The following is a 12,903-nucleotide window of genomic DNA, read 5'->3' as shown; positions in this document are numbered from 1 at the left end:
GAAAATGAATATTAATAAAATAACTGATCTATTTAGAAATAATAAAGATATCGAATTCATTAAAAAAGTAATTGATAGCGTTAGCTCACCTATTTGGTATATGGATTTCAAAAAAAATACTCTGTGGGTTTCAAATGAAGTTGCAAAAATATATGGACACACACAAAAGGATTTTGAAAACAATCCTCAATTATGGAGGAATCTCGTTTATTCCGAAGATATGAACTTAGTTGAAAGTCACATAGAAAAGTTATTATCAGGTATATCGTCTGATACTGAGTACAGAATTATTCGATCAGATGGGATTATTAGATGGGTTCAAGATAGCGTCAATACTGTAAAAAACAAGCAAGGAAAAGTTGATTTAACTCTTGGTATCTTATTAGATATTACCGACCAAAAAACTGCAACAGAAAAATTAGTGATTTCACATGATATTTCAAAACAAGTAGAAAAAGACAATGAATACATGGTCTTTCATGATTATCTAACAGGTCTACCTAACCGAAATATGTTATATTCATATCTTCCAAATGAATTAACGGGTGCCGCTGAGAAGAAGCAGTCCATGGCTGTGTTAAAGATTGATCTTAATCGTTTTAAAGTAATCAACGATACTTTAGGACATAATGCGGGCGATCTTCTGTTGAAAGAAGTGACGAAGCGTTTAAAGTCATCCATACAACGAAACGATGTCATTTTCCGTCATAGTGGAGATGAATTTATCATAGTTTTAACTGATGCCGATAAAATAATTGCTTCAAAGGTGGCTGAACGAGTTCTTAATGTTCTTGCAGGTACTTATCTGATAGAAAATTACGAAATATTAAATACTTCAAGTATAGGTATTAGCCTTTTCCCCGAAAACGGGGATACGGTCGAGACGTTGATTAAACATGCTAATTATGCTATGTATCAAGCAAAAAAAGCAGGTAAAAACAATTATAAGTTTTACTTGTCAAATGAAAACGAATTCGAGCCATTGCAAATGGTAGTGGATCTTTATAAAGCAATTGAACATGATGAGTTCCTATTACACTATCAACCAAAAATCAATTTGAAAACTGGTGATATACTTGGCGTAGAGGCTTTAATTCGCTGGAATCATCCAGAACGTGGAATGATATCACCTGCAACATTTATCCCTATTTCTGAAGAAACCGAATTAATTATACCTATCGGTGAATGGGTATTGTATACTGCATGCAAACAAAATAAAGCATGGCAACAAAAAGGTTTGAAAACAGTCATGGCTGTGAATTTATCCGCCAGGCAGTTCACGCAGTCCAATTTCGTTAACTTGGTCGCCACTATTCTAAAAGAAACAGGTCTCAAACCTCAATATCTGGAACTCGAGATTACCGAAAGCATGACAGCCGATATTGAACGTACCATTTCAACATTACAGCAGCTTAAGCAATTAGGCATTCGCATAAGCATTGATGATTTTGGGACAGGATTTAGTTCGTTAAACTATTTAAAACAATTCCCTATTGATACATTAAAAATAGACCAATCGTTTGTCAGAGAACTTTATAACAACCCTAACGATGAAACGATTGTTAAAACCATCATTTCAATGGCACATAATTTAAACTTGAACGTAGTCGCGGAAGGTATCGAAACGAAGGAACAACTTGTGTTTCTGCAACAACATCTATGTAACGAAGGACAAGGTTATTTCTTTAGTAAACCCTTACTTGCAAATGAATTAGAAGAAGCATTGCAAGGAATTCAACAAATTGTAAAAGAATATGGAGTTTCTCAAGACATTAACGATCGAATGTGGGCAGAAGAATTAGCACAGATAGCAAAAAGGGAAATTCAAGATACGGTTCGACTGCAACAAGGAATGATATTTAAGTATAAAAAAATCTCTGGTCAATTTATTCACACACTTTGTGATGGTGATTTAATGTACCGACTAGGTTTAATTCCAGATCAAGTGGTTGGAAAAGCTGTACATGAGTTTCTTCCAACTGAAAGTGCAATGGAAAAAACAAAATATTATCAGAGGGCTTGGGAAGGAGAAGAACTTGTTACGTACGAGAGCATGATTAATGGAATATTTTATCTTGCTTCTTTACGCCCGATAAAACGAAGTGGAGAAGTGATAGAAGTCATTGGATCATGTGTAGATATAACAGAACGTAAAAAAGTCGAGGAAGCTTTGAGAGAAAGTGAATGCAAATATCGCTTAATTGCAGAAAACATGACTGACTCAATTATGTTATTTGACATTTACGGACATGTATTGTATGCATCCCCATCTAACGCAAAAGTAATTGGTTTTTCCCCAAAAGATGTTGTTAACAATAACATAATAGATAGAATACATCCCGAAGACGTTCCATTATTATTAATCAAATTTGACCAGATTGGCAAAACGAAATCTCCCTTACAAGTGGAATTTCGTTTGTTACATGCTAATGGATATTGGATCTTAATGGAGTGTGTGGGTACACCTGTAATTGGAGGAAATGGTGAAACGGAGCATATTATAGTGGTTGGTAGAGATATCACAGAAAAAAGAAAGGCAGAAGAACAACTTTCAAAGACAGAAAAATTAACTGTGATAGGGGAACTTGCTGCTGGTGTCGCACATGAAATAAGAAATCCTCTTACATCAATAAGAGGTCTTATTCAGCTATTACAACAAGGAATAATTAAACAAGAATTCTTTGAAGTAATTTATGATGAGTTTAATCGTCTTGAAGATATTATTATAGAGTTTCTTAATCTCGCACAGCCAAAAGTTATTCAAATAAAGAAGATTGATCCTGAAAAAGTACTAAAAGATGTTGAGATACTGATGGAATCAGAGGCAAACTTAAAAAACGTGCAAATATTCAGTCAGGTCGAACCAAATATTCCCTGGATTTGGTGCGATAATAACCAAATCAAACAAGTACTTATTAACCTAATTAAAAATAGCATTGAAGCAATTCCTAATGGAGGTTACGTGAACATCCAAGCAATTAAAGAGAAGTCAAATGTATTGATAAAGATAATCGATAATGGTGTAGGAATTAATGAGGAACGACTCAAAAAATTGGGGGAACCTTTTTTTAGTAACAAAGAAAAAGGGACGGGCTTAGGTTTAATGTTATGTTTAAGGATTATAAGTTTGCATAAGGGAACTATCACATTCATAAGTGAAAAAAATCAAGGAACAACTGTTGAAATTCGGTTGCCCCTTTCTTTAAATAAATAGCTATTGATTATAGTGAAAAATTAAATTCCTCATTTTTACTTGTTTTTAATATCTCTACAAAACAACTCATACAACACGACTTTGTTGAGAAAAATAAAAAATTATTGGTGCCCACTCTTTAAAAATGCTAGGTAAACAGAGCGAATAGACAGTAAATATATAGATATTGACTCAATTATTAATCACAATGCGAGTTACTTATATTTCAAACAGATAATATTTTGTAAAAAAAGATTGATCAAAACCCTTCCCTTGTACCATAAAAGGGTAAGGGCTTTTCACATTTTAGTTTGCTCATATCTCAATACTATATAGTCTTTAATTTCTAATATTACCAATTATTTGTTTTTAGGTTCATAATATTCAAAATTTCCCCAAAGAATGTGTCCTTATTATCAAGCTTATACTTTCAACGGGTCTGGTTTCCTAGAATCTAGAAAGTTGAGTTTTCTGTTTAATCACACAAGTCAAGAAATCGAAACAAAACACACCTTTCATTGCGTGAAGATTCAGGTAGAACTAATCGAGAGAATTGGTACAACGCCGCCAATATATATGTTGTTTCAAATGAAAGTAATAATTCACATAATATGAGTTGAAAAATGACCGAAAGCACTATATTTCAAAACACATTTGAAAAAAATTAGTAAAGTCATGTTGACCGTATTTCTCTTTGTTTTGAAGAGGGATAAAACGTTCAGCACCCTTTTCGGTGAAATTAATCATGTTATGTGGGGATTACGTCAGGACAATTAACAGGTCGTAAAAGGAAGCTCATAACTCCTACCAAGAATCCTATTTAACGAAACATAGGTCAAAGAACTAAACAATTACCAGATTCAGTCGATATAAACTGCAAAAAGTTTTAGTTAGAGGGTGGAGAACATATTTAGAATATTTAAAATGAAAACAAAATTAAATGACTTCTTAGAAAAAGAACAGCGACCTTATAGAAAAATGTTTGACGTTCACCCTGATGCCATTTACTTAATTGATTACAAGGGCAATTTCATTGAGGTAAATAGTGGATTTGCTGAAATGACTGGATATACTCAAGAAGAGGTCATTGGCAAGTCATTTTACCCATTAATTTTCAAAGAAGATTTAGAAGAAATTAAAGAAAAGTTCGGCAATTGCTTAGCAGGAATAAATCAAAGTGCTGAATATAGACTAATCCATAAAAATGGTAATATAAGAAACAAATCAATTGATATAGCGCCCCTTCATGGCGAAGATGGAGAAATTATCGGAGTTTTCGGAATCGGGAAGGATATAACACAAGAAAAAGAGCTACAGTTACAAGTAAAGCAACAAGAAGCCAGATTTCATTCCTTGGTCAAAAATTCCAGTGATATTATCACTATACTTGATAAAAATAAAGAAGTAGTATATCGAAGTCCTTCATTTAAAAATGTATTAGGATATGCCCCAGAAGCCATGCCAGCCCATATCAGTCACATTATACACCCTGACGATTTGGAGGAAGCCCAACGTAAAACTGTTGAGTTTTATAGAAATACGAATCGTCTTGAAAAACATGAAGTTAGATTTAAACACAAAAACGGGGAATGGCGAAATTTTTCGGTTATAGCCACTAACCTACTTCATGACCCAGATGTGGAAGGAATTGTTCTAAATTACCGAGATATTACAGAACTCAAGAAGGCACAACAGGAAGTTCATTACATGGCATTTCACGATTTTCTAACAGACCTCCCAAACCGCAGATTTTTAGATGACAGGCTTCATATGGAATTAAAATTTGCCAAAGCAAATAAAACAAAATTAGCAGTCATGTTTATTGACTTAGATAATTTTAAATTCATAAATGACACTCTTGGTCATGATATTGGGGATAAAGTTATACAAGAAGTAGCAAGAAAATTAAACCAGTATGTTTCTGCAAATGATTTTGTTGCGAGGTGGGCAGGAGATGAATTTATAATTTTGGTTTCAAATAAACAGTATGAAGACAGTGTTAAAGACATTGCTGAAACCATCAAAAAAAGTTTTGAAACACCTTTTGAAATAGATGATTATGAAATATTTGTTACTGCAAGTATGGGTATCAGCATTTATCCAGACTCAGGAGAAGATAGTCAAACATTAATAAAAAATGCAGATTTTGCAATGTACTTAACAAAACAAAATGGAAAAAATGATTATCAAGTCTTTACTCCTACGATGAATATAAGGACATATAAGACTTTTACACTTCAGAATGACATTCGTACAGCCCTTATAGAGAATCAATTTGAATTATATTATCAACCAAAAGTCAATATCAAAACAAAGAAAATTGTAGGGGCAGAAGCTCTTATTCGTTGGAACCATCCCGAATGGGGAGTCATTTCTCCTGGTGAATTTATTTATTTGGCTGAAGAATCAGGACTTATAAATCCAATTGGGGACTGGGTACTACGAACCGTTTGTAGTCAAATTAAGTTGTGGAAAGAAGCAGGACTTGAACCAATTAAAGTATCACTTAATATGTCGGTTTACCAATTTCTACAAAAAAATTTCATTGAAAAGATATCAAATATAATAAATGAAAGTGAAATTGAAGGAAAATGGCTTGAATTTGAAGTTACGGAAAGTATTTTGCTTGAAAAAGAAGTAGAAATGGAACGTAAGATTAATGCGTTAACAAAATTAGGTGTGGACATAGCCCTGGATGATTTTGGAACAGGATATTCCTCATTAGGTTATTTAAGGAAGTATAAATTTCGTACTATCAAACTCGATAGGTCATTTATAACAGATATTCACACGAATCAAGAAAGTCAGGCTATTATTAAATTTATTATCAATTTGGCTAAAGAATTAAAAATGAATGTTGTAGCTGAAGGTGTTGAATTTGAACAGCAATTGAACATTTTGAGTCAGTTAGAGTGTGATGAAATACAAGGATATTTATTTAGTAAACCACTTCCTGTTAATGACTTTGAAAACTTGTTGGGTAATAACAAAATTAAGAAAGATAAAACAACAGAACGTGGCAAACAACATAGTGATTACTTTAAGGTACTATTAAAATACCCTATAGAATCTGCAATGACAATTGTCGAACTGAATAAAAAGAAAATACAGGTTGGGAAATCCAATGTATTAGTTGAAGTTATCGGTCCAGGAGGGTTACAATTTTTATCGGATATTACCCTCCCTAATAACGTTGATTTGATTCTCCAATTTACCACACAAATATTAGGACAAGAAATCATCTTTAAAGGTAAAATTGTATGGTCTGAAGAAAATGATGTTTTTAGCCGATATGGAATAGAATTTATTATTAATGAGGAACAGATAGGACCAATAATAAAATTGTTAAACCAATTACAAATAAAGATGAAAAACAATTCAGAGATAGAGAGTACCCCATTCATTACAAAAAATAAAACAGATTATTTTTTAACAAAGAGTTAGTTTTCATTTTTAGATTCTAAATAAACTAACCTGGCCTCGTTTGTATAATAAGCATAAAAATGCTTTTTAATATCAATTGAGGCCGGGACATATCTAGCTTCTAATCATAAGAAAATCCAGATTTGAGCACATTCAACTGGATTTTCTTATAGGGAAGGAATTTTAAGTGTATATCTTAGGCGAACGTACGCCAAACATATACGGTAGAATCCTCCATTAACTGCTGCAGCTCATCTTTTGAAAACACGAGATCCGTCTCTTTGTCGACGTAACCGTATGGTGAAAACCTTACTCCTTTCTCAGGATGTGCCCAGGCAGATAGCATGCTCATATTGCCCTCCTTAAGAATCGATATAACCGTAGCTGCAGCTTCCAATGCAGTCGGGGGCATCCCTTCCTCAGGCTCCATTTGGTCTTGTGTTTGTTCTTCAAACAATTGTTCTACTGGTTTTTTTTGTGTGAGTTCTTGCTGTTCCACTGCTTCATCAGATGTTTTTCCGCATGCAGAAAGCAGTATTATGGTCAAAATTACAACGGCGATTACTGTGGTTTTTCTGAAAGTAGACATCAACTCTTCCTTTCTGTGTTTATTTTGATATTGGTCAGGACAGAACGGAGAGATCAATACAAAGTTATAGTCTTTTTCCAGGTTAATTCTTTCCCTTTCGCATCCTTGAAAATAAACACTACTTGGCCTTCCTCGCCCTTCATAGAGTCGGGATAGATGAAACCGGAGTATTGTCCATTTCCGCTGATATAAAATCCTTCCTCACCGTTTGCTCCATGTTGTATAGCTTCCTGGACGGTATTGATTACCTGGGTTTTCTCCGAAATCCACTGAATTTCGGTTAGAGAGAATCCTTCAGGAACCTTGTTTACGACAAAATCAAAGCTATTGCCCTCAATCGGTTTGGAAGTCTGGTCAATTATAATCAATATTTCACTTTCGATTTTCACGGGAACATAACCAGCAGCGGTGTTCACTTGATTGGTTTCGGTTTGGTTTGTGGTTTTTTCATCAGATGATCCAGCTTTTGCAGATTCATCCTGATCGGTCGTTTTCTCTTGATCGTTCGCAGAAGACTGCTCTTCAATAGTTGAAGGTTCTGAGTTTGCCGAAGAATGATCTTCGACTTCACTTTCCTCTTGAATGGTTTCGAATGGGACAGATTGTTTTGTACCCGATGTTTCAGAATTTACTTGCGTTCCACATGCGCTGGTCAACAACAGCAAGATTAATGCTACTATGAGATATATGGATTTTTGTTTATTCAATTAATTCTCCCCTGCTTTCATTTAAAGTGAAAGAAAATGCTACGCCGTGATCCGTATTCACCACATCATACCTGCTTTGATGAAGCTCTAATATATGTTTGACAATCGCAAGGCCTAAACCCGTACCACCGGATTTTCGGTCCCTCGAGTGCTCAGCCCTGTAAAATTGTTCCCATATCCGGCTTAAATCCGGTTCGGCAATGGCTGGCCCGACATTTTCAATGGTTGTAGTTACTTTACCGGCCGTCGTTCGCTTGATGCTAATTGTTATGACACTGTTCTCTACTGCATGCCGAATCGCATTGCTTAACAAATTAAGAACAACCTGTTCAATCCGTCTGGAGTCCGCTTCAACGAGCAATTGTTCATCTGCAGCAGTGTCTAACCTGATTTGTAGGTACTTACTATCCAACTGATGGGAAAACGATTCGGCTACTTTTTGAATAAGGGCTGTCAGTGAAATGCTTCTGGTCTGTAATCGGATAGCCTTGGCTTTGAATTTTGAGAGCTCCAGCATATCCATGATTAAAGCATTCATCCGATTCGTTTCATTCACAATGAGACCCAGATAACGTTCTCTTTTTTCGCTAGCCACCCCGTCCTGCAATCCTTCAGCGAAACCTTTTACAATCCCTAGAGGAGTTTTCAATTCATGGGAGATATTCGCAATCAGCTCTTTACGAAGCTGCTCAGCCCGCTGTTTTTCTTCCATTTCCTCCTGCAGTTTCTTATTTGCATGTGTCAGCTCATTTAAGGCTGCATCTAAATTTCGTGACAACGCATTCATGTTTCGGGACAGTTCACCGAATTCATCCTTTGAATGGAGTTCAGTCTGCTCAGTAAAATCCAGCTTGGCAAGACGCTCTGCCGAACGGCTTAACATCACTAAAGGACGGGAGACAATTCTGGAATAAATCATGGACAGCATAATCACAAGCACAACAATGATTGGCGCCATATACACAAAATACTGCTCGAGTACCCCTACTGCTTCCCCTACAGGCTGCAAAGAGGTCATGACAAATATATAACGATTTCCATCTTCGCCTTTTGCAAGCGAGGAAATCAGGACGGCGTAATCGACCCCACTCCATTTATCCTGCCATTCCAGCTGAACCACTGAACCTTTCTGCAAGCGTGATTCATCTTCCGCTTTCGGTTTCCATTCCCGGAGTGCATCCTCGATCAGAGCATCCTGATAAAGAGGATTATATGACCTCTGCTCAGGCAAAACAAAATCCGCAACTTTCCCTTTCACCCTTACCAAACCCTCTTGAAGTCGGCTTAAATTGTCGTGCTTAATAGCCACTGGCTGCATGATCGTATCCTTCTCATCCATGAAAATTCCATCTATGACCAGCACATCGCCAATTTTGATTTTTTGAGGAATTGCATCCATTTCCATTCCTTCCTTGGGAATAGAAATGGAAATCGTCTTGTTGTCTGCTTGAAGATCCAGAAAATATGGATTGCTAGCTGTTCGTTCAAACCGGTCATTCAATACGGAAATGCTAGCATCGTTCTGGTTCATAAATGAAGCAAGCCGCCGCGAGACTTGCTGTTCATTTAATCCATCTTTATTAAATTGTTCAGTGAATTGGGCCATAGCATGTTCTATTTCATGTATCTTGGTTGATCGGTAAAATCGCTCGAAAAAGAACCCTTCTGCAAAAAGCACTAACGAAAAAACAATCAAAATCAGGGCTGTTGTTACAATGAAAAGTTTAAAAACAACACTATGTTTTTTCATGATTCCACTTGGAATTTATAGCCTGAACGAATGACGGTAATAATATGTCGTCCTTCGTCTCCTAGCTTGGCTCTTAATTTTTTGATATGCGTATCCACTGTCCGCAAATCGCCAAGATAATCGTACCCCCAAACAGCGTCCAATATATACTCCCGGTGCAATACCTTGCCGTAATGTTTGATAAGAAAGTTGAGTAGATCGTACTCCTTTGGCGAAAGATTAATATTATATCCCTCCACGGAAACCGTATGTGCCATTCTGTTCACGAGTAGATCGCCATATATTAGCGTATCTCCCTCACGTCCGACAGTGCCTTCCGCTCTTTTCATTAATGCAGCTGCACGGGCTATCAGTACCCTGGGACTTAGAGGCTTCGTCACATACTCATCTGCCCCAAGCTCGAATCCCCTGATTTGATCATCGTCCTCGGATCTGGCGGTAATCATAATAATCGGAACAACGGATTTCTCGCGAATACGCCTGCATACAGACCATCCATCCAATTCTGGCATCATGATGTCCAGAACAACCAAGTCAACGGAGGTCTGTTCAAAAATCTCGAGCCCTAGTTTTCCATTTTCAGCTTCAAATACTTCCCATTGTTCCTTTTCGAAATAATCCGTTATAATTTCGCGCATCAGCACATCATCTTCAATAAACAATATCTTTCGTTTCATTGCATTACACTCCATTTCCCCCCCAAAAAAATGATCTGAGATACCTTCAAAGCTCACTATAGGGGACTCCTGTGTACATCGTGTGTATTTTATATCAATATTTAAAAGAGTACAAAACTACTTATCAAATAAGGATAACTTCCTTTGACTAGATGGTCCCCTAAGTTAAAAGGGAAAACAAAATGAGCATGTTTTGAAAAAAACGTTCAAAACATGCTCTTCTCTTTTTGTGAGGAATAAAGTTTAATTGCTCCGCACTCTTAGTATACATGAGTCAATGTATGGGCTCAGTTTGTTTAAGGGAAAGAGAACAATCGCATTTAGATTTGCGGGTTGCTTTGTTCCTCGCGATAAAGAACCATTTCTGCATGATATAGAATTCCATTTCGAAAGTCACCATGTGCTGTAAAGCCCGTATCATCGACATAATCGATATGACTCCCTTTAATTTTGTAACTGCCTTGATAAGTACTAATTCTTTTGCCGCGAGCCTCATCGTAATGTACGTTAGGCAGGAGTTTCTGTAGCTAATAGCCAATGATGATATTTCTGCATCATTACGTACCAAGTATTCTTTTACAAACTTTATGCATTCGTTAGATAAATCTTTAGTAATATATAATTGAATACACTCTAAGTTTATTTCTTTAGCTTTTTTTATTCCTTCTTTGTTGATTCGAAGATTTTTTTCTAACTCTTCAGATTCTATGATGAAATAATCTCCTTCGGAAATAAGGAAATTTGATATTTCTAAAAGTGCTTCCGCATCATCTAATTCAACAGTTCGAAGTATACAATTTTGATTATGTCTGACATTAAAATCCCCCTATCTCAATTCTAAAAGAATTCCACAACTACATACCTATTTCCTTCTTCAACTAAACTGCCGCGTTAGTTGAATAAGTAAAAAGAGTTGCCTAAGCAACCCATGATCTTTAACTAAAGCACCCGTTAGTGGAATAAGTACTTGATCTTCTATTGCACATTTTGATTGAACTGTTCAGTATTCTGTTGAAGCAATGATAAAAGGTTCTCCTGTTGGTGATATAATTATAAATTCTGTGCTAAAGCTTTGAAATATTTTTGCTAAATTAAAATTAGGAGATTATAGTTTTATCGCTTAAGGTTAGGCAGAAGGAATTATCTCTGGCTGGCTCCTTGCTCCAAGGAGATGTCATGATTGTTAAAAAAATGCGAAATCCCTATTTTTGAAAAAGAGTTTAAACGTTTGTCCATGGATTACGAGCGTAGTACGGATGCATCAGTCAAAAATATTATCAAACAAGATCTTCTCCTTATCACTAAGGTTTTAGAAATAAAAAGACTTCTGTAAGTATGCCAGTTAGAATTAATTCCTTCGCCCTTGTTAATTATCATTATTTTTAACCAAAGTTATATTCTTCGTGAAAACATGCCGCATCTTTTGAGTCAAATGCGACATAAAAAGAATGGAATTTCATATTTCTTATTCAACTAAACTGCCCCGTTAGTTCAATAAGAAAAAGAATTACCTATGGCAACCCCATGATTTTTTACTAAAGCACCCGTTAGTGAAAGAAGATAATTATTTATAAAGACAAACTCATTGAAACTGTTCTGATGTGAAAGCCCATTTTTTCGTAAATTTTAATAGCTGGATTCCCTGCAAACGCACTAAGACGAACTTCAGAGTACCCATCTTGTCTTAGCTGGTCAAATGCAGTTCTCATTAACTGTTTAGAAACTCCATTTCCTCTATATTCTTCTATAACAAACAGTTCATAAATAAATCCATTCATCTTGTCAATAAACTGGTCTTTACCTGCACCTACAAGAATCCAGCCCATTAATTTTTCGTTCTCTGTTGCTATTAAATAATAGCTACCCTTTTCCAGTAATGGTTCGATAAGACGTTTAATTTTTTCATTGGTAGGTTTTACTTCACCCAATGTGCCATCAAATAAAGCTTGTGGAGAAAGTAAAATAACTTTTTCAAGTTCAGAATCATTAGGTTTTCTAATATCCATTAAAAAATCAGTCCTTTATCCTTTTATAAAAGCTTAGCATAGTATTCCGATATTCTCCTTCAAGCGATTAAAACAAATCTAATTACTTGTTCAACTAAACTGCCGCGTTAGTTGAAGAGCCATTTCATTCCTTCTTTTCTTTTGCTTGAGATTTTCTTAACAACAGAAAAAGTAATAATTCCCGTTATGATTAATACACCAATTAATATAAAGATAAATCCCTCACCAACAACAATAAAATAACTATCATGAATCTGATAGTCATCCCTTCCATTTTGCATTCATAATCCTCCTTACACTTATTGAACTAAACTGCACCGTTAGTTTAATAAGAAAAAAGCTTTACTCCTTCTTGAAGTAAAGCACCCGTTACTACAATAAATTATTTATTGTAGTTATTCTTCTTTTTCCTTAAAAAGCAGATATATTAGCAACCCTGATAAAATCCAATAAGATACAATTGCAATAAAACTCCCAGCATTAAAGCTGAGTATTATTGCAACAAAAATGATTAATGCACTTAATAAAAAATTTCCCATTCCATACTTCGCCCCCATT

9 protein-coding genes and 1 pseudogene are annotated in these 12,903 nt (G+C 35.5%); 3 read left to right on the top strand and 7 right to left on the bottom strand.

Annotated elements, in window-relative coordinates; genetic code table 11:
* Positions 1-4: 4 nt before the first annotated feature.
* Positions 5-3,214, top strand: coding sequence for an EAL domain-containing protein (locus ACIQX2_RS18345; protein ID WP_402853813.1), 3,210 nt, complete (start codon positions 5-7; stop codon positions 3,212-3,214).
* A 903-nt stretch (positions 3,215-4,117) separates the two neighbouring features.
* Positions 4,118-6,637 (top strand): EAL domain-containing protein, encoded by a 2,520-nt coding sequence (locus ACIQX2_RS18340; RefSeq protein ID WP_402853810.1) that lies wholly within the window; start codon positions 4,118-4,120, stop codon positions 6,635-6,637.
* Between the two features lie 175 nt (positions 6,638-6,812).
* On the opposite strand, the gene ACIQX2_RS18335 is transcribed toward ACIQX2_RS18340, so the two are convergent.
* The 5 genes and pseudogenes from ACIQX2_RS18335 to ACIQX2_RS18315 form a co-directional block, all read right to left on the bottom strand.
* The gene (locus ACIQX2_RS18335; protein WP_402853808.1) at positions 6,813-7,205 is read right to left on the bottom strand and encodes a hypothetical protein; all 393 of its coding nucleotides are present in this window, start codon (positions 7,203-7,205) and stop codon (positions 6,813-6,815) included.
* Positions 7,206-7,258: 53 nt separating this feature from the next.
* Complete coding sequence (locus ACIQX2_RS18330; protein WP_402853806.1) at positions 7,259-7,912, bottom strand: hypothetical protein; 654 nt, start codon at positions 7,910-7,912, stop codon at positions 7,259-7,261.
* On the bottom strand, positions 7,905-9,662 hold the full coding sequence (locus tag ACIQX2_RS18325) for a sensor histidine kinase (RefSeq protein ID WP_402853803.1): 1,758 nt from the start codon (positions 9,660-9,662) through the stop codon (positions 7,905-7,907). Before ACIQX2_RS18325 ends, ACIQX2_RS18330 begins: the two co-directional genes overlap by 8 nt.
* On the bottom strand, positions 9,659-10,339 hold the full coding sequence (locus tag ACIQX2_RS18320; protein WP_402853977.1) for a response regulator transcription factor: 681 nt from the start codon (positions 10,337-10,339) through the stop codon (positions 9,659-9,661). The genes ACIQX2_RS18325 and ACIQX2_RS18320 overlap by 4 nt, the downstream gene beginning before the upstream one ends.
* Before the next feature lie 320 nt (positions 10,340-10,659).
* Positions 10,660-10,860, bottom strand: a pseudogene (locus ACIQX2_RS18315) (Atu4866 domain-containing protein); the annotation flags it as partial.
* A 659-nt stretch (positions 10,861-11,519) separates the two neighbouring features.
* Here ACIQX2_RS18315 and ACIQX2_RS18310 point away from each other — a divergent pair.
* Positions 11,520-11,672, top strand: coding sequence for a hypothetical protein (locus ACIQX2_RS18310; protein ID WP_402853800.1), 153 nt, complete (start codon positions 11,520-11,522; stop codon positions 11,670-11,672).
* Between the two features lie 235 nt (positions 11,673-11,907).
* Here the strand turns inward: ACIQX2_RS18310 and ACIQX2_RS18305 are convergent, their stop codons facing one another.
* Positions 11,908-12,345 carry a GNAT family N-acetyltransferase gene (locus ACIQX2_RS18305; protein ID WP_402853797.1) on the bottom strand — a complete coding sequence of 146 codons (438 nt, stop codon included), beginning with the start codon at positions 12,343-12,345 and terminating at the stop codon, positions 11,908-11,910.
* A gap of 107 nt (positions 12,346-12,452) precedes the next feature.
* Positions 12,453-12,626 carry a hypothetical protein gene (locus ACIQX2_RS18300; protein WP_402853794.1) on the bottom strand — a complete coding sequence of 58 codons (174 nt, stop codon included), beginning with the start codon at positions 12,624-12,626 and terminating at the stop codon, positions 12,453-12,455.
* Positions 12,627-12,903 lie beyond the last annotated feature (277 nt).

Origin of the sequence: Psychrobacillus sp. NPDC096623 (assembly GCF_044762655.1) — a bacterium.
Lineage (GTDB): Bacteria > Bacillota > Bacilli > Bacillales_A > Planococcaceae > Psychrobacillus.
The sequence above is the reverse complement of the archived record's forward strand: the minus strand, read 5'-3'. Positions and strand labels throughout refer to the sequence as shown.

Bases quoted from the DNA above. Each gene is read 5' to 3' on its own strand.
- ACIQX2_RS18320 (WP_402853977.1), bottom strand. From the start codon at position 10,339: ATGAAACGAAAGATATTGTTTATTGAAGATGATGTGCTGATGCGCGAA.
- ACIQX2_RS18345 (WP_402853813.1), top strand. From the start codon at position 5: ATGAATATTAATAAAATAACTGATCTATTTAGAAATAATAAAGATATC.
- ACIQX2_RS18340 (WP_402853810.1), top strand. From the start codon at position 4,118: ATGAAAACAAAATTAAATGACTTCTTAGAAAAAGAACAGCGACCTTAT.
- ACIQX2_RS18335 (WP_402853808.1), bottom strand. From the start codon at position 7,205: ATGTCTACTTTCAGAAAAACCACAGTAATCGCCGTTGTAATTTTGACC.
- ACIQX2_RS18325 (WP_402853803.1), bottom strand. From the start codon at position 9,662: ATGAAAAAACATAGTGTTGTTTTTAAACTTTTCATTGTAACAACAGCC.
- ACIQX2_RS18305 (WP_402853797.1), bottom strand. From the start codon at position 12,345: ATGGATATTAGAAAACCTAATGATTCTGAACTTGAAAAAGTTATTTTA.
- ACIQX2_RS18300 (WP_402853794.1), bottom strand. From the start codon at position 12,626: ATGCAAAATGGAAGGGATGACTATCAGATTCATGATAGTTATTTTATT.